Source organism: Haloferax sulfurifontis ATCC BAA-897 (genome assembly GCF_000337835.1).
In the GTDB taxonomy this organism is placed as follows: Archaea; Halobacteriota; Halobacteria; order Halobacteriales; family Haloferacaceae; genus Haloferax; species Haloferax denitrificans.
Genome location: NZ_AOLM01000004.1, coordinates 1 through 17383 on the forward strand (window position 1 = coordinate 1; position 17383 = coordinate 17383).

General features: G+C 68.5%; 18 protein-coding genes. 13 read left to right on the forward strand and 5 right to left on the reverse strand.

Features of this window, described 5'->3' with window-relative positions; translation table 11 throughout:
- The coding region (locus tag C441_RS02385) for a DUF790 family protein (RefSeq protein ID WP_007273615.1) at positions 1-1059 on the forward strand (1059 nt) is incomplete at its 5' end.
- Between the two features lie 24 nt (positions 1060-1083).
- Here C441_RS02385 and C441_RS02390 read toward each other — a convergent pair.
- Together C441_RS02390 and C441_RS02395 are read right to left on the reverse strand one after the other, a co-directional pair.
- A complete protein-coding gene (locus tag C441_RS02390; RefSeq protein ID WP_007273616.1) occupies positions 1084-1620 on the reverse strand; it encodes a DUF7122 family protein in 537 nt (178 codons plus the stop codon).
- Positions 1617-2558: an RsmB/NOP family class I SAM-dependent RNA methyltransferase gene (locus tag C441_RS02395; protein WP_007273617.1), complete on the reverse strand. Its 942-nt coding sequence runs from the start codon at positions 2556-2558 to the stop codon at positions 1617-1619. The genes C441_RS02390 and C441_RS02395 overlap by 4 nt, the downstream gene beginning before the upstream one ends.
- Positions 2559-2734: 176 nt before the next feature.
- Between C441_RS02395 and C441_RS02400 the strand changes: the two genes are divergently transcribed.
- The 8 genes from C441_RS02400 to C441_RS02435 all read left to right on the forward strand — a co-directional run bounded on the left by C441_RS02400 (position 2735) and on the right by C441_RS02435 (position 11214).
- Complete coding sequence (locus C441_RS02400; RefSeq protein WP_007273618.1) at positions 2735-3481, forward strand: proteasome assembly chaperone family protein; 747 nt, start codon at positions 2735-2737, stop codon at positions 3479-3481.
- A 117-nt stretch (positions 3482-3598) separates the two neighbouring features.
- Positions 3599-4294: a nucleotide exchange factor GrpE gene (locus C441_RS02405; protein ID WP_007273619.1), complete on the forward strand. Its 696-nt coding sequence runs from the start codon at positions 3599-3601 to the stop codon at positions 4292-4294.
- A gap of 127 nt (positions 4295-4421) precedes the next feature.
- The gene (locus C441_RS02410; protein WP_007273620.1) at positions 4422-5174 is read left to right on the forward strand and encodes an alpha/beta hydrolase; all 753 of its coding nucleotides are present in this window, start codon (positions 4422-4424) and stop codon (positions 5172-5174) included.
- Positions 5175-5413: 239 nt separating this feature from the next.
- The gene (gene dnaK, locus C441_RS02415) at positions 5414-7279 is read left to right on the forward strand and encodes a molecular chaperone DnaK (RefSeq protein ID WP_007273622.1); all 1866 of its coding nucleotides are present in this window, start codon (positions 5414-5416) and stop codon (positions 7277-7279) included.
- Positions 7280-7436: 157 nt separating this feature from the next.
- A complete protein-coding gene (dnaJ, locus tag C441_RS02420) occupies positions 7437-8594 on the forward strand; it encodes a molecular chaperone DnaJ (RefSeq protein ID WP_007273623.1) in 1158 nt (385 codons plus the stop codon).
- 52 nt (positions 8595-8646) lie between these two features.
- The gene (locus C441_RS02425) at positions 8647-8967 is read left to right on the forward strand and encodes a cupin domain-containing protein (RefSeq protein WP_007273624.1); all 321 of its coding nucleotides are present in this window, start codon (positions 8647-8649) and stop codon (positions 8965-8967) included.
- Between the two features lie 94 nt (positions 8968-9061).
- On the forward strand, positions 9062-9769 hold the full coding sequence (locus C441_RS02430; RefSeq protein ID WP_007273625.1) for an AMP-binding protein: 708 nt from the start codon (positions 9062-9064) through the stop codon (positions 9767-9769).
- A 137-nt stretch (positions 9770-9906) separates the two neighbouring features.
- Positions 9907-11214, forward strand: a complete 1308-nt coding sequence (locus C441_RS02435) for a dicarboxylate/amino acid:cation symporter (RefSeq protein ID WP_049920380.1) — start codon at positions 9907-9909, stop codon at positions 11212-11214.
- Positions 11215-11235: 21 nt separating this feature from the next.
- Here the strand turns inward: C441_RS02435 and C441_RS02440 are convergent, their stop codons facing one another.
- On the reverse strand, positions 11236-13242 hold the full coding sequence (locus C441_RS02440; RefSeq protein ID WP_049920381.1) for an AMP-binding protein: 2007 nt from the start codon (positions 13240-13242) through the stop codon (positions 11236-11238).
- A 123-nt stretch (positions 13243-13365) separates the two neighbouring features.
- Between C441_RS02440 and C441_RS02445 the strand changes: the two genes are divergently transcribed.
- Positions 13366-13947, forward strand: a complete 582-nt coding sequence (locus C441_RS02445) for a GNAT family N-acetyltransferase (RefSeq protein WP_007273628.1) — start codon at positions 13366-13368, stop codon at positions 13945-13947.
- Between the two features lie 31 nt (positions 13948-13978).
- Here C441_RS02445 and C441_RS02450 read toward each other — a convergent pair whose 3' ends face one another.
- Positions 13979-14254 carry a hypothetical protein gene (locus C441_RS02450; RefSeq protein WP_004970667.1) on the reverse strand — a complete coding sequence of 92 codons (276 nt, stop codon included), beginning with the start codon at positions 14252-14254 and terminating at the stop codon, positions 13979-13981.
- Positions 14255-14367: 113 nt separating this feature from the next.
- Positions 14368-14622, reverse strand: coding sequence for a DUF7520 family protein (locus tag C441_RS02455; protein WP_004970668.1), 255 nt, complete (start codon positions 14620-14622; stop codon positions 14368-14370).
- Positions 14623-14769: 147 nt separating this feature from the next.
- On the opposite strand from C441_RS02455, the gene cdd reads away from it, so the two are divergent.
- From cdd to C441_RS02470, 3 genes are read left to right on the forward strand one after another with little or no spacing between them, the layout of a single operon-like run.
- On the forward strand, positions 14770-15198 hold the full coding sequence (gene cdd, locus C441_RS02460; RefSeq protein ID WP_007273629.1) for a cytidine deaminase: 429 nt from the start codon (positions 14770-14772) through the stop codon (positions 15196-15198).
- A 1-nt stretch (position 15199) separates the two neighbouring features.
- Complete coding sequence (locus C441_RS02465; protein ID WP_007273630.1) at positions 15200-16474, forward strand: hypothetical protein; 1275 nt, start codon at positions 15200-15202, stop codon at positions 16472-16474.
- Positions 16471-17289: a nucleoside phosphorylase gene (locus C441_RS02470; RefSeq protein WP_007273631.1), complete on the forward strand. Its 819-nt coding sequence runs from the start codon at positions 16471-16473 to the stop codon at positions 17287-17289. Before C441_RS02465 ends, C441_RS02470 begins: the two co-directional genes overlap by 4 nt.
- Positions 17290-17383: the final 94 nt, after the last annotated feature.

Genomic DNA, 17383 nt, shown 5'->3' on the forward strand with positions numbered 1-17383 from the left:
CCCGACGAACTGCTCGCGCAGTACAACCTTTCGCTCGCCCAGACCGCCCTGTTCGACGCGACCGAGGTCCGGGTTCGAAGTTCCGACCCGAAAGCCGTCGTCTCGGCGGTCAAGCGCCTCCGGCTGATGTACGAGGTCCGGAAGACCGACGCCGGCCGCGAGGTCGTCGTCACCGGCCCCGACGCGCTGTTTCAGCGAACTCGCCGGTACGGGACCGCCTTCGCCCGCCTGCTCCGGTCGGTCGCCACCGCTGGCGACTGGCGACTCGTGGCGACCATCGACGACCGCGGGACCGACCGGGAGATGACGCTCACGAGCGACGACGTGTCGGTCCCCGGCGTCGATCCGATGGCCGAACCCGGCTTCGACAGCGGCGTGGAGGCCGACTTCGCCGCCCGCTTCCGCGGCCTCGACCTCGACTGGTCGCTCGTTCGGGAGCCGGAACCGCTCGAAACGGGCACGAGCGTGATGATTCCGGACTTCGCGTTCGACTACGTCCACGCCGACTTCCGCGTCTTCTTCGAGATTATGGGCTTTTGGACGCCCGAGTACGTCGAGAAGAAACTGGGCCAACTCGCCGACGTGGAGGACGTGGAACTCGTCGTCGCCGTCGACGAGTCGCTCGGCGTCGGCGAGGACATCGCCGCCCGCGACCACCGCGCCGTCCCGTACGCCGGCTCCGTGCGCGTGAAGGACGTGGTGGACGTGTTGCGCGACTACGAGTCCGACCTCGTCGCCGACGCGGCCTCGTCGCTCCCCGCCGAACTCGCGCCCGACGACGACGTGGTGACGCTGTCGGACCTCGCGGCCGCCCGCGGCGTCTCGGTCGACGCGCTCGACGACGTGGTCTTCCCGGACCACGAACTCGTCGGGCGGACGCTGGTCCGGCCGGGCGTCCTCGACGCGCTCGCCGAGGAGGTCGAGGCGGGGATGTCGCTGTCGGCGGCCGAGTCCGTCCTCGACGACCGCGGCCTCGACGACGCGAGCGCGGTCCTCTCGCGGCTCGGCTACCGGGTCGAGTGGGAGGGGCTGACCGGCGGGACGGTCAGAGAGAAGTAGCGTCGGGGTGCGACCCCGAACCGCTCAGTCGAGTTTGACGAGGTCTTCCTGCCGACCCTTCGGGACCGTCGAGCGGAGTTCCCCGTGGAGGTAGAGGCCGACGCCGAGGGGTTCGAGTTCGCCGGCGATTTCGTGGGCGGCGGTGAGATAGCCCCAGTCGCCCTCCCACCGGTCGAGCTGTTGGTCGTGGCCGTCGACGAACGCCTTCGCCTCGCCCGGACTCAGTTCGATGACGTTCTTCGTCGCGTCGCCGCAGAAGCGCTGGACCGCGTTGGTCGAGGGCTTCCAGTGGCGCTGGCGGGTCCGCAGAATGCGCATTCCGAGGCCCTCGACTTCGATGGGGTCGACGACCTCGCCGTGGAACGCCCAAATCTTGCCCGCGCCCTTCTCCCAGAACGTGTAGCCGTCGAAGACGGCGGGGGCGACGCCGAACCGCTCGTCCCACCAGTCGATGACCTCCTCGCGGGAGGGGCGACCGTCGACGACGCGGTCGTCGGCCGTCGGCGGCAGGCGGTCGAACTGCTGGCCCCAGTTCTCGTCGGGGGCGGTGTCGTCGCTCATGCGGTCACCTCCAGCTTGGCGGTGAAGAAGCCGCCCGTGTCGTTGTGGTGCGGGTAGACGCGGCGGGCCTTCGTCACCGACGGGTCGTACTCGTCGCCCTCCCACTCGGTGATGCCGGGCGCGGTCTCGAAGCCGTCGGGGACGTCCCACTCGACCACCTCGCAGTCCTCCCGTTCGAGGACGAAATCGAGGATGGCCTCGTTCTCCTCCGGCGCGAAGGTACACGTGGAGTAGACGACGTTCCCGCCGGCTTTCGTCACCTGCACGGCGCGCCGGAGGATGCCCTTCTGGATGCCGGCGACGCTCTTGACGTGGTTCATCGTCCACTCGTCGAGCACGTCGGGGTTCTTCCGGCAGGTGCCCTCGCAGGAACACGGCGCGTCCACGAGGACGCGGTCGAACTGCTCGAACGATTCGGACTTCTCCGGGGTCCGCTCCCCGTAGGGCTTCATCGAGAAGTTGCGGGCGTCCTGATTCGACACGACGAGGTTGGTCACGCCGAGGCGCTCGGCGTTGTGGCGGAGCGCCGACAGCCGGCCGAGGTTGTTGTCGTTGCCGATGAGGACGCCCTCGTCGTCCATCATGGCGGCTATCTGGGTCGTCTTCGACCCCGGCGCGGCGCAGGTGTCCCACACCCGCTCGCCCGGTTGCGGGTCGAGGGCGATAGCGGGAAGCGCCGACACTTCCTCTTGGCCGTGGAGCCAGCCGTGGAAGTACGGCCAGTTCGTCCCCGGACTGCTGTCTTCGAGCTTGAGGATGCCGGGGTGCCAGTCGGTCGGTTCGTAGGCGACGCCCTCGTCGTCGAGCGCCTCGCGGGCGCGCGCCACCGTCGTCTTGATGGTGTTGACGCGGACGACGGAGGGAAGCGGCCGCTCGCAGGCCGCGAAAAAGGCCTCCTCGTCGTCCACGAGCGGCGCGTACCGCTGGAGCGGGTTCATGACACTCGATTCCGCGCGGGCGCGTTTGTCGGTTTCGGAGTCGCCGGCGTCGTCGCCCGAGACCGGCACCGGTCGAACCAGTCGCGTCGGGACGGGGCGGGACGGGGCGGAGCCGGCGGCCGACGGCTACGCACTCGCCCGTCGGATTTACCTCGCCCCGGCGACCATGTTCACCTATGGCACGCATTCGCGTCCTCGCGGAGGAACTCACCGACGAACTGGAGTCGCCGACGCTGGTCGAGGGACTGCCGGGCGTGGGGTTGGTCGGCAAAATCGCGGCCGACCATCTCGTGGAGGCCTTCGACATGACCCACTACGCGGACGTGTTCTGCGAGGGCGTCCCGAAGGTCGCGGTCTACATGGAGGACGACCCGGCGTTGCACCCGCCGGTCAGGCTCTACGCCGACCCGGAACGGGACCTGCTCGTCCTCCAGAGCGACATCCCAATCCGTCCCGAGGCGGCGACCGAACTCGCGGCCTGTCTCGGCCCGTGGTTCGAGGAACTCGACGTGCTCCCCGTGTTCCTCTCGGGCATCGCCCACGAGAGGTCCGAGGACGTGCCGGCGCTCTACGGCGTCGGCACCGACGGCGCGCGGTCGCGGCTCGAAGCGGCCGGTATCGACAGCCCCACGGAGACCGGTCTCGTCTCGGGGCCGACGGGCGCGCTCCTGAGCAACGCCGTCTCGGTCGGCCGCCCGGCGCTCGCGCTGATAGTCGAGTCGGACCCGCAGTTCCCGGACCCCGAGGCCGCTCGCGTCATCATCAAACACGGCCTCGAACCCCTCGTCGGCATCGAGGTGCCCGTCGACGACCTCGTGAACAGCGCCACCGAGATACGGCAGGCCAAAGAGCAGTTGGCCCGGCGGATGCAACAGTCCGACGAGGAGAGCACGCAGGCCCGACCGCTCGGGATGTACCAGTAGGCGGCGCTGGCGGTCGGTCGCGGGGAGTTTCGCCCCGCGCGACCCCTCCGCCCTGAGAAGGGTTTCGGCCGACCCGCAGTCTACACGTTTAAGCCGCGTCGGACACTTCTCCCGCCCATGAGCGACGACCCTGCCGAGTCGGTCACGGACGCGAACGCAGACGCCGAGACTGACGCGGCATCCGACGTAGCGGCGCAGGCGGCCGAAGACGCGGCGACGGGCGCCGACGGCGAGGCGTCGAGCGCCGAGTCGGCGGCCGAGCAATCCGACGCGGCGGGCGACGGGCCGACCGTCGCCGACCGCGTCGCCGAGTACGACGACGACCTCGCGGCCGAGGTCGCGGCGCTCGAAGCCCGCGTCGCAGACCTCGAAGCCGAGCGCGACGAGGCAGAGGCGACGGCCGAGGAACTCCAGTCGCGTCTCAAGCGCACGCAGGCCGACTTCCAGAACTACAAGAAGCGCGCGAAGAAGCGACAGTCCCAGATAAAAGACCGCGCCACCGAGGACTTCGTCGAGCGCGTCGTCACCGTCCGCGACAACCTCGTTCGCGCGCTCGACCAGGACGACGACGCCGACATCCGCGGCGGCCTCGAATCGACGCTCAAGGAGTTCGACCGAATCCTCGAAGACGAGAACGTCGAAATCATCGACCCCGAACCGGGGACCGACGTGGACCCGAACCGCCACGAGGTGATGATGCGCGTCGACAGCGACGAACCGGCTGACACCGTCGCCGACGTGTTCCAACCCGGCTACGAGATGGCCGACAAGGTCATCCGCGCCGCGCAAATCACGGTCAGCAAGGGCGAATAGCGCGCTGTCGACCGGGCGCTCGCCGCCGTCGGGGGCGGTCTCGCCTCCCTCCGACCGGCGAGGACTTTTGTTCTCACCTCGCTATCACTACGCCATGCGACTTCGTTCCCGTCGGCGGCGGCCGACCGTGCGCGTCACCCAACACGGCGACCCCGGCGACGACGACCTGCTTTTCGTCCTCGGGTGGGGCAACGAGCCGGGTCACCGGAGCGTCGAGTGGCTCCTCGACCGCCTCACCTACGAGGGGTATCACGTCCACGCCGTCGAACTCCCGACGAACGGCTGGGAGTTCGAGCGCCAGTACGTGAGCCCGGTGCGGGCGTACGCGGTCGACCGCGACATCGACCTCGTCCTCAGCCACAGCACCGGCGGCCTCGTGGCCGCCCACCTCGACCTCTCGGTCCGGAACGTCTTTCTGAGCCCGTGGTGGGGGACGGCGGTTTCGGGGCTCGCCACGCTCTTTTTGCCCCTTGTCAGACGACTGCCGACGACCAAGGCCGTCGTCCCGTCCGGCATCTCCCGCGACGACCTCGGCGAGCTGAAGCTCGCGGCCGAGCTGGCCGACGCCCCGGGAAACGCCTCGCCCGCGTTCCTCCGCATGATCCACGGAGCTCAGGAGTCGTTGCCGCCGTTCAACCCCGACGACGTGGTGTTCGTCTCGCTTTCGGACCGCGTCGTCGACGTTCGCGCAATCGGCGACCGGACCCCGTCTGCGAACCTCGTCCCGTACGACGGCGGCCACGAGTTCTTCGCCAGCGAGGGCAGAGAGCGGACGCTCTCGGTGGTGCTCGACGCCCTCGACGGGGCCGACGCGCCGTCGCTCCGCTCGGACGGCGCTGATTCGCCCGACGGAACCGAGCGCCCGCGGCCGACGGACTGACCGCCTGCAGGGCCGCGCGGTCGGTCGCCGACTGGGTGCTGGGCCGCCGGCCCGGCGCTCGCCGCCGGGTGCTCTCGCTCGGAGCCGTCGCCGCGACGCGGTCGGCGGTTCTACATAAATCGACCGACCTGTTTCGACGCGAGAAGTAGAAATCGCAAGACGGCGTCGACCCCGATGCACACCGTGTGTCGCAGTATCTAGTAACCTTTAACCGGCAAAAGACGGTATTTGCGGGCAAGATGGCGAGCAACAAGATTCTGGGTATCGACCTCGGCACCACGAACAGCGCGTTCGCGGTGATGGAGGGCGGCGACCCGGAGATTATCGTGAACGCAGAAGGCGACCGAACCACCCCCTCCGTCGTCGCGTTCACCGACGACGGTGAGCGGTTGGTCGGCAAGCCGGCGAAGAACCAGGCCATCCAGAACCCAGAGCGCACGATTCGCTCTATCAAGCGCCACATGGGCGAGGACGGCTACACCGTCGACATCGAGGGCGAGGAGTACACGCCGGAGCAGATTTCGGCGATGATTCTCCAGAAGATCAAGCGCGACGCCGAGGACTACCTCGGCGACGAACTGCAGAAGGCCGTCATCACCGCCCCCGCGTACTTCAACGACAAACAGCGGCAGGCGACGAAGGACGCCGGCGAAATCGCGGGTCTCGACGTCGAGCGCATCGTCAACGAGCCGACCGCCGCGTCGATGGCCTACGGTCTCGACGACGAGTCGAACCAGACCGTGCTCGTCTACGACCTCGGCGGCGGCACGTTCGACGTGTCCGTCCTCGACCTCGGCGGCGGCGTCTACGAAGTGGTCGCCACGAACGGGGACAACGACCTCGGCGGCGACGACTGGGACGAGGCCATCATCGACTGGCTCGCCACCGAGTTCAAGAACGACCACGGAATCGACCTCCGCGAGGACCGACAGGCGCTCCAGCGTCTCAAGGATGCGGCCGAGGAAGCGAAAATCGAGCTCTCCTCGCGCAAGGAGACGACCATCAACCTCCCGTTCATCACGGCGACGGACTCCGGGCCGGTCCACCTCGAATACGACCTGACCCGCGCGAAGTTCGAGTCGCTCACCGCCGACCTCATCGACCGCACGGTCGAGCCGACCGAGCAGGCGCTCGAAGACGCCGGCTACGACAAGGGCGACATCGACGACGTCATCCTCGTCGGCGGTTCCACCCGGATGCCGCAGGTCCGCGACAAGGTCGAAGAACTGCTCGGCTCCGAGCCGAAGAAGTCCGTCAACCCCGACGAGGCCGTCGCGCTCGGCGCGGCTATCCAGGGCGGCGTCCTCGGCGGCGAGGTCGACGACATCGTCCTCCTCGACGTGACGCCGCTGTCGCTCGGTATCGAGGTCAAAGGCGGCCTCTTCGAGCGCCTCATCGAGAAGAACACGACGATTCCGACCGAGGAGTCGAAGATTTTCACCACCGCGGCCGACAACCAGACGACGGTGCAGGTCCGCGTCTTCCAGGGCGAACGCGAGATGGCCGAGGACAACGAACTCCTCGGCGAGTTCACGCTCTCCGGCATCCCGCCGGCCCCCGCGGGCACCCCGCAGATCGAAGTCGGCTTCAACATCGACGAGAACGGCATCGTCAACGTCTCCGCCGAGGACAAGGGCTCCGGCAACGCCGAGTCCATCACCATCGAGGGCGGCGCGGGCCTCTCCGACGACGAGATCGACCGCATGCAACAGGAGGCCGAACAGCACGCCGAAGAGGACAAAGAGCGCCGCCGCGCCGTCGAGGCCCGCAACGAGGCCGAGGGCGCGGTCCAGCGCGCGGAGACGCTCCTCGAAGAGAACGAAGAGAACGTCGACGACGAACTCCGCGCCGACATCGAGGCGGCCATCGAGGACGTCGAAGCCGTCCTCGAGGACGACGACGCCTCCACGGACGAACTCGAAGACGTGACCGAAGACCTCTCGAAGCAACTGCAGGAAATCGGCAAGCGCATGTACCAACAGCAGGCGCAGGCCGGCGGTGCCGGCGGCGCTGGTGCGGGCGCGGCCGGCGGCCCCGGCGGTGCCGACCCCGAGGACTTCGTCGACGCCGACGCGGACTTCGACGAGGACGAAGAGGACAACTGAGCGACTGAGCGACTGACTGACTGACTCTCGGGTCGCCGAGGGACCCGACGCCGGCGGTCGAATCCGGGCGAAACCCCCGGTTTGACCCCGCTCGCGCTCGCCGCGATACGAGAGACGGACTTTTCAAATACCTTCACCGGCTACAAGATAGCAACTGATGAGCGAGAACTTCTACGACGTACTCGGGGTCTCGCGGGACGCCTCGAAAGACGAAATCAAGAACGCGTACCGCAAGAAGGCCGCGAAGTACCACCCCGACGTTTCCGACGAGGACGACGCCGAGGAGAAGTTCAAGAAGGTCCAGAAGGCCAAGGAGGTGCTCACGGACGACGAAAAGCGGCAGATGTACGACCAGGTCGGCCACGAGCGCTTCCAGCAGTCCCAGAAACGCGGCGGCGGCGGTGGCGGCCGCGGCGGTGGCAACCCCTTCGGCGGCGGCGGTAACCCGTTCGGCGGCATGGGCGGCGGCGGTGGCGGCTTCGAGGACATCTTCAACAACCTGTTCAACGGCGGCGCGGGCGGCCAACAGCGCAACCGCCCCCAGCAGGGCCGCGACGTGGCCCAGCGCATCTCGATCGACCTCGAAGACGCCTACCACGGCATCGAGCGCGACGTGACGATTCGCCGCCGCGAGGTCTGTCCGGAGTGCGACGGCGAGGGCCACCCCGACGACGCAGAGGTGAACACCTGTTCGGAGTGTAACGGCTCGGGCCAGCAGACGACGGTCCAGCAGACTCCCTTCGGCCGCGTCCAGCAGACGACGACCTGTCGCGCCTGCGGCGGCGAGGGCGAGACCTACAGCGAGGACTGCTCGGAGTGCCGCGGGAGCGGTCGCGTCCGCCGCACCCGCGACGTGACCATCACCATCCCCGCCGGCTTCCGCGACGGCCAGCGCCTCCGCTACCGCGGCGAGGGCGAACCCGGCGAGAACGGCGGTCCCAACGGCGACCTGTTCGTCGAGGTCAACGTCCGCGACCACGAGGAGTTCGAGCGCGACGGCGACGACCTCCGCTACACCCACCCCATCTCCTTCCCGCAGGCCGTCTTCGGCGCGACCGTCGAGGTGCCGACGCTCGACGGCGAGGAGGAACTGAAGGTGCCCGCGGGCACCCAAAGCGGGTCGACGTTCACCGTCTCCGACGCGGGGATGCCCCACCTCGACGGTCGGGGCCACGGCGACCTGCACGTCGAGGTCCACGTCGTCACGCCCGAAGACCTCAACAAGGAACAGCGCGAGGCGCTCAAGGAGTTCGCCGAGGCCGGCGGCGAGGAGGTCAAAGAGGGCCTCTTCCAGAAACTGAAGAACTCGCTGTAACGGATTTCCGGCACCGCCACCCTCTCTTGTCCGGCGGCCGTCAGCTCAAGCGATGTCCTACACGAAAGCGAACTACGAGGACGTAGACGCGGTCGGCGGCGGGCTTCACTTCCTGCGGGACGAACTCGACTGCGTCGAACTCGGCTTCAGCGTGTTGGAGGCGGACCCCGACTGGTCCGGCAAGCCCCACGACCACGCCGAACAGGGCCACGAGGAAGTGTACTACCTCGTCTCCGGCGGGGCCACGCTCGTCGTCGAGGACAAGGAACTCGACCTCGAACCCGGCGACGCCGTGCGCGTCTCGCCGGAGGACACGCGGGAACTCCGAAACGGCCCCGAGGAGAGCACGTTCGTCATCGCTGGCGCGCCCTGACTCACATCGAGGGACGACGCCGGGTTCCCGTCGCGTTCTCGAACCGCGAGAGCGCCTCGGGGCCTTTTTTCGCACCGACTCCGTACGGTCGGCTATGGACGTTATCGGCGACCTCATGGCCCGCGACCGGCGGAGCGACCGACTCGCCCTCCGGGTCGACGGCCCCGGCCGGACCTACACGTACCACGACCTCATCACGACCTCGTACAAGGCCGGAAACGTCCTCCGCTACCTCGGCGTCCGCAAGGGCGCTCGCGTCGCGGTCGACCCGGTGTCGCTCCCCGAACCGCTGTTGACGTTCCTCGGGGCGGCCCAGCTCGGCGCGGTGACGGCGTTCGACCCCGCGGTCGAGGCGCGGGCGACCGTCGTCGCCGTCGCCCGCGAGTCCGAGTTCGACGACCTCCCGCCGGGGCAGAAACTCGCCGTGTTCGGCGGCCCGTCGAGTTCGCCCGCGACGACGCACTGGGAACAGGAGGTCTGGAGCGAGAACCCCGCGGTCCACCCGGAGGTCGTCGCGCCCCAGGACCCGGCGCTCGTCGCCGACGACCGCGAGTTCACCCACGGCGACCTGCTCGACGCGGCCCGCGAGGTCGTCGCCGACTTCGACCTCGAAACGGGCGACACGGTCGCGGTCCGGTCGTCGCTCTCCCGGCCCGGAACCGTCGTCGCCGGCGTGCTCGCCCCGCTTCTCGCCGGCGGGACGATTCGAATTCCCGAGACCGCCGAGGCCGTCGAGGCGGCGCTCTCGGTCGGCGACGGGGTCATCGAGTCGGTCGCGCTCGCGCCCGACGACGCGTACTGACGGCGGGCGTGGCGGCCTCTCGTCGGAGAGTCGAATATTCATTCGATTCTTGAGTTTAAATTCCACGACCGTGTTAAATTCCGATTTTCGACCGCTACATTTATGATTCGGCTGTAAGGTTAGTTCACACACGTTACATGTCACAGTCTGGCATCGTGTCACTCTGGAACCGGTATCGTTCGGTCGGCATCGTCTACCGAATCGGGGTCGCGTTCGTCCTCGGATCGCTCGTCGGCCTCGTCGTCGGCGAACCCGCGACGGCCCTGAAACCGGTCGGCGACCTGTTCGTCCGACTGCTGAAGATGCTCATCGTCCCCATCGTGGTGTTCACGCTCCTGATGGGCGTCCGACAGCTCTCGCCGTCGTCGCTCGGGCGGGTCGGATTACAGGTCGTGGGTCTGTACGCGCTCACGTCAGCGTTCGCGGTCGCCATCGGACTCGGTGTGAGTAACCTCGTCTCCCCCGGCTCTCGCGGGCTCGAAGAACTACTCGCCGGTGCCGAGGCACAGAGCGCCGAGGCCCCCGACGCCGTCGAAGTCGTCCTCAACATCGTCCCGACGAACCCCGTGGGCGCGATGGCCGACGGGAGCGTGTTGCCGACCATCTTCTTCGTCGTCGTGTTCGGTCTCGGCCTCACGCTGGCGTGGGAGGAGACCGACGACGAGCAGGTCAAACGCGGCATCGAGGCGTTCTTCGATCTCGCCGACGCGGGCGCGGAGGCGATGTACAAGGTCGTCTGGGGCGCGATGGAGTTCGGCGTTCTCGGCGTCTTCGCCCTCATGGCGAACGTCTTCGGCACCGCCGGCGTCGACGCCGTCCTCCCCTTCGCGCTCCTCATCGGGACGATGCTCCTCGCGGCCGTCGTCCACATCGGTCTCGTCTACCTCGGCGCGTTCGTCGTCGGGGTCGCGGGGCGGTCGCCGGTCGCGTTCCTCTCCGGTGCGCGCGACGCGATGGTGACCGCGCTGAGCATCCGGTCGTCGTCCGGGACGCTCCCGGTCACGATGTCGGACGCGGACGAGAACCTCGGCATCGAAGAGCGCATCTACGGCTTTACGCTCCCGCTCGGCGCGACCATCAACATGGACGGCACGGCGATGTACCAGGGCGTCGCGGCCATCTTCGCGGCGAACATCGTCGGCGTGAACCTCTCTTTGGCCGACCAGTTCGCCGTCGTCGCGGTGGCCGTGCTGGCGAGCATCGGCACCGCCGGCGTGCCCGGCTCGGGGCTCATCATGCTCACGCTCGTCTTGACGCAACTCGGCCTGCCGCTCGAAATCGTGGGGCTCGTCGCCGGCGTCGACCCCATCCTCGACCGGATTCGGACGATGGTGAACGTGACCGGCGACCTCGCGGTGACGACCGTCGTCGCCACGTGGAACGACGCGGTCGATTTCACCGCCGACGCGTGGAACGACGGCGTCGGCGCGGCGCTGTCCGACTGAACGAGGGGCGAAAAAACCGCCTCAGGACGCGTTCTCTATCTTTTCGAGCGACTCGGGGTTCTCGATACTGCTCATGTCGCCGAGGTCTTCGCCCGCGTAGATGGAGGCGATGGCGCGGCGGATTATCTTCCCCGACTGCGTCTTCGGGAACTCGTCGACGAACAGTATCTCGCGCGGACGGAACGGCTTGCCCAACTCCTCGCCGACGACGCCCCGAAGCTCCTCGCGGAGGTCGTCGCTCTCCTCGACGCCGTCTTCGAGGACGACGTAGGCGACGACGGCCGTCCCGGTGGTGTCGTCGGGGACGCCGACCGCGGCGGCCTGATTCACCGCGTCGTGTTCGATGAGCGCGCCTTCGACCTCGGCGGGGCCGACCTTGCGGCCGGCCACGTTGAGCGCGTCGTCGGCGCGGCCGTGTAAGAACCAGAAGCCGTCTTCGTCCTTCTGCGCCCAGTCGCCGTGGTCCCAGAGGTCGTCCCACGACGACCAGTAGGTGTCGAGGTAGCGCTCGTCGCCCTCCCAGAGGCTCTTGGTCATCGACGGGCAGGAGTCGCGGGCGACGAGGAAGCCCCGTTCGTGGGTGTCGGCGATGGACTCGCCCGACGAGTCCACGATGTCGATGTCCATCCCGAGGCCGGGGCCGCCGAGCGAGCAGGGCTTGAGCGGCTGGGTCGGCATCGGCATGAGGAAACAGCCGCAGATTTCGGTGCCGCCGGAGATGTTCATGATGGGCGCGTCGCCGCCGCCGACGTGTTCGTAGAACCACATCCACGACTCGGGGTCCCACGGCTCGCCGGTCGACCCCAGCAGGCGGAGGCTCGACAGGTCGTGTTTCTCGACTTCCTCGTCGCCGTACTTTCGCAGGGCGCGGATGGCCGTCGGCGAGATGCCGAAGGTGGTGATGCGGTGGCGCTCTATCATGTCCCAGAAGCGGTCCGGGTTCGGGTAGTCGGGCGCGCCCTCGTACATGAAGATGGTGCCGGCGAAGGTGTGGTTCCCGATGAGCGTCCACGGCCCCATCATCCAGCCGATGTCGGACACCCAGAAGAACCGGTCTTCGGGCTTCTGGTCGAAGCCGAAGTGAATCTCCTTCGCGGTCTGCATCTGGACGCCCGCGTGGGTGTGAACGATGCCCTTCGGCTTGCCGGTCGTCCCCGAGGAGTACAGCAACATCGACTCGGCGTCCGACGGGAGGGATTTGGTTTCGTACTCGGGGTCGGCCTCGCCGACGGTGTCTTCCCACCACTCGTCGCGGCCCTCTGTCCACGGCACGTCGTCGTCGCTATCCCCGCTTTCGTCGCCGAACCGCCGGTAGACGACGACGTTCTCGACGCAGTCCGCCTCCGCCATCGCCTCGTCGGCGGTCGGCTTCAGCCGGACTTCCGAGCCGCGGCGATAGAAGCCGTCAGCAGTAAAGAGGACTGAACACTCGGGGTCTGCGAGGCGGGTCGCGGTGGCGTCGACGCCGAACCCGGAGAAGATGGGGACGGCTATCGCGCCGACCTTGAAACAGCCGTAGAGGATGGAGATGACCTCGGGGACCATCGGCATGTACAGCCCCACCGTATCGCCGGTCTCGACGCCGTACGATTCGAGGACGTTGGCGACGCGGTTGGCCTCGCGGTAGAGGTCGTGGTAGGTCCGCTGGACGACCTCGCCGTCTTCGCCCTCCCAGATGCAGGCGACGCGGTTCCGGTTCCCGGAGTCGACCGCGGCGTGTCGGTCGAGGGTGTTGTGGGCGACGTTTAGCTCGCCGCCGGGGTACCAGCGGGAGAACTGCGGCCCCTCCGAGTCGTCGCGGACCGCGTCGTACTCCTCGTAGAAGTCGATGTCGAGGTAGTCGACGAGTTCGTCCCAGAACCACTCGACGCCCGAGGCACCGACGCCCGGAACCTCGGTCGTCGTCCGCTCGATGAGTTCGTCGTAGTCCTCGATGTCGTGTTCCCGCATGAAGCGGGTGACGTTGGCGTCCTCGACGAACGCCGGGTCCGGTTCGTGTACCACGGTGTCGGTGTCGGGCACGTCCATGAACCGTGGTTCCGCGACCGGAACCATGAATCTTTACTGTTCTTTCGTTGAGTTCGACCGACGCGGCGGGAATCGGTCGCCCGGCCCGAGGCGTTTTTGTCGGCCGGTGTGCTACTGATAGGCATGTACGTCCGAGACGCGAAGAACCGAGACGAGGTCTGGTTGCTCGACTCGCTTGAGGAACTCGGACTCGACGACGGCTCTTTCCGGTCCCGCGATTACGTGATTGCGCTCGACGAGGAGTCCGGCGAGAAGGCTGGATTCGGGCGCATCCGGGTCCACAAGACTGACGAGCCGTTCTGCGAGGTCACCTGCGTCGGCGTCTCGGAGCGGTGGCGCGGGCAAGGCGTCGGCGCGCACGTCGTCGAGCGACTGGTCGACCGCGCCGCGGCCGAGGCGTTCGACACCGTCTACGGGTTCACCTCGGACCACGGCTACTGCGCGCAGTTCGGCTTCGAGGCGGTCGACGCCGAGGACCTCCCGTCGGGGCCGCGGAAGCGACTCGACGGAGTGAGGGAAGCCGACGCGGACGCCATCGCGCTCCGGCTCGACCGCGAGTCGTTCTCGATGCCCGAGCGCCTCCGCGAGCGGTTCAAAGTCGCCGCGCCCGCGAGCGTCGGAGACGCCGAGCCCGAACTGACCGCCGAGGACTTCGGCTACGACGAGGAGACGCCGACGAAGTACTCCACGAACCTGCGACGCTGAATCGAATCCCCGGACCCGACTCGCGGTCGGCTCAGGTCCGGTCGTCGAGGAAGTCGGTGCTGAAGACGATCCAGGTCAGCACGCTACAGAACAGAATCGGCGGGAGGATGGCGAATCCCCAGAGCGGTTCGAGCCCCTGCAGGAGGATGAGTACCACGTCGGCCAGCCCGAGCGCGAGGAACGGCGCGGTCGCCAGCGCGGCGCGCTTTCGGTTCTTGCCGCCCGTGTCCTCCGGGAGCGGGCCGGGGGCGGCGTCGCCGGCCGAGGCGTCCGAGGTCGAGGTCGAGGTCGACGAGGGCGCGTCCATGCGGGTCCGTCGGGGCCGGACGAGCAAAAGCGGTCCGCCTTCCGGTCGCGGTTCCCCGACCGGGACGGGCGTTTCGACGCGGCGCGAGCCACCGTTACCGATGCGAACCCCCGTTACTGAGCGTTCTCCACGCGCGAGGCGTACTCGACGAGCGCGAACAGCACCGCGAGGATGACGGCCGAGAACGCCATCCCGTAGAGGCTGAACGCGAGCGGACTGGTCGGCAGTGAGAGGACGCCGAACAGCGATATCTCGGCGGCGACCTGACCGCCGTTCTCGCCGATGAAGACGCCGAGGATGCCCGAGATGACTACGACGCTCGCGCCAACGAGGAGCAGGATTCGTCGTCCGCCGGATGTGTCGTTCACGACGCCGCGTTAGGGCCGCGTCGTATAGTCGCTTGCGGGACGACGCGATGGGTGATGCCCCTCGGAGCCGCCGGCCGCGTCCGTCGGCCGAGGCGACAGTCTCGGGGAGCCGAACGAACTAAGCCACCCCACGCGAATGAGCGCCCAATGCCCGAATCACTCGTCGAACGCGCCCGCGAAGCGCTCGACAACGCGTACGTTCCCTACTCGGAGTACACCGTCGGAGCGGCGCTCAGGACCGCCGACGGCGAGGTCTACGTCGGCTGTAACATCGAGAACGCGAACTACTCGAACAGCCTCCACGCCGAGGAGGTCGCCATCGCGGAGGCCGTGAAAAACGGCCACACGGAGTTCGACCGTCTCGTCGTCACCTCGGGAGCGCGCGACGGCGTCACCCCCTGCGGGATGTGTCGCCAGACGCTCGCGGAGTTCTGCGACGAGGACCTGCCGGTCGTCTGCGACCTCGGGGGCGACGACGTCGCCGAGTACACCCTGGGCGAACTCCTCCCGAACACCATCTCGCTGGACACGCTGGAAGCCGCCGCGGCGAAGCGCGACGCCGGCGCCGACGAGTAACGTGTCGCTCGCCGCCGACCGCGGAATCGTCGCGCTCGCGCTCGCTTTTCTCGTCGCACTGTCGGGGTGTGCGTCGCTGTCGCCGTCCCCGCCGGTCGTGGACGCCGCCCTCGGTACCCCGTCGGCCGACGCGAGCGACGGCGACGACGGGGCCGTCTCTGTCGCCGTCGGTGGAACCGGGTCGTCGCCGGTGCCGGAGACGCGCCCCGCCGACAACCCGTGGGGCCGCGCGCCCGTCGTCGTCGGCATCGACGCGGCCGCGGACGGCCGCGACTACGCCGCGCTCGTGGAATCGGCGGTCGACTACTGGCGGGCGAACGCGTCGGCGGCCGCCTACGACCCGGCGTTCGTCGTGGTGCCGAACGCCTCGGAACCGGACGTGACCGTCTCGGTCGTCGAGCGAATCGACGCCTGCGGCGACTACGACGGCGCGGACGCGGTCGGCTGTGCGCCCCTCTTCGACGGCGACGAACCGACCGCGCCGACCGAACCCGTCTCGGTGGTCGTCGCCGCCGGCTACGACGACCGGACGACCGAGACGGTCCTGAAACACGAGTTCGGCCACCTGCTCGGGCTGACCCACGACGACGCCGCCGCGTTTCCCGCGCTGTCAGAGCGCATCGAGACGACGCGACTGCCGGAACCGGACGCCGACGAGCGGGAGTCGCCCTTCCGCGAGCGGACCGTCTCGGTCCACGTCGACCTCTCGAACGTCTCGCCCGGCGAGCGGGCGACCTACGAGGCCGAAATCGACCACGCGCTGTCGTACTACGAGTCCGGGGCCGACGGCGTCGCGCCCGCGAACCGTTCGTTCGAGCGCGTTTCCGCCCCCGAGATGGCCGACGTGACGCTCTCGGTGTCGGCGTTCCGCGACGGCGGCTCCGGCGTGCGCTGGCGGCGGACCGGCGTCGACGTCGACGACGACGCGGCGCTGGAGTGGTACACCGGCGGCGACCTCGTCGTGGACGCCGACCTCGACCCGTCGCTGGTCGACTGGTACGTCGGCGCGGGATTCGGCTACCTGCTTGCGGCCGACGAGCGGGCCGACCTCCCGCCGCCGTTCCGCGACGGCGACCCCGCCGACGACCCGGCGTGGCGCGGCGTCGCGGGCGAGCGGCGGTCGACGACGACTCCCCGCGCGACGACCTCGCCGGCCGCGACCGCGACCGCGAACAAGAACGAGAACGAGAACGGGACCGGGAACGTGACGACGCCCGCGAGGGTTCCCTCAGAGAACGCAAGAATTTCCACCGCCGGCGCGCGAGTAGTGCCATGAACGACAGTGAGGACCCGAACGACGAGGTTCAGTACCACCTCGAAGTCGGTCCCGCGGACCTCGCCGACGCGGTGTTGCTCCCCGGGAACCCCGAGCGCGTGGACAAGGTGACGGCGCTGTGGGACGACCACGAGGAGAAGGCCTACCACCGCGAGTACCGGACCGCCACGGGCAGTTACGACGGGACGCCGATTTCGGTCACTTCGACGGGTATCGGGAGCCCCTCGGCGGCCATCGCCGTCGAGGAACTCGCCCGCGCCGGCGCGGACACCTTCATCCGCGTCGGCTCCTGCGGCGCGATTCAGCCCGAGATGGAGGTGGGCGACCTCGTCATCACCTCTGGCGCGGTCCGACAGGAGGGAACCTCCAAGGAGTACGTCCGCGAGGACTACCCCGCCGTTTCCGACCACGAGGTCGTCTCGGCGCTCGTCGCGGCCGCCGAACGCCTCGGCTACGACTACCACGTCGGCCTCACGATGAGCGCCGACTCCTTCTACGCGGGGCAGGGCCGACCCGGCTTCGAGGGGTTCCGCGCCGCCGGCTCGGACTCGCTGGTCGAGGAACTGCGTGAAGCGAACGTGAAGAACATCGAGATGGAGGCCGCGGCGCTCCTGACCATCGCCAACGTCTACGGCCTCCGAGCGGGGGCCGTCTGCTCGGTGTACGCGAACCGCGTCACCGGCGAGTTCCGCACCGAAGGCGAGTCGCGCGCGGCAGAAACCGCCAGCCTCGCGGTCCACCTGCTCGCGAAGATGGACGAAGTCAAACGCGAGGCGGGCGTCGACCGCTGGCACGCGGGCCTCAGTCTCGACTAATCCGACAACCGTCGAATCCGGATTTCGACGCTCTGGGGGCGTAGCGGCCAAAATTACCCCGGCTGTAGAGACGGTTTCAAAGCCCCTTTATCGG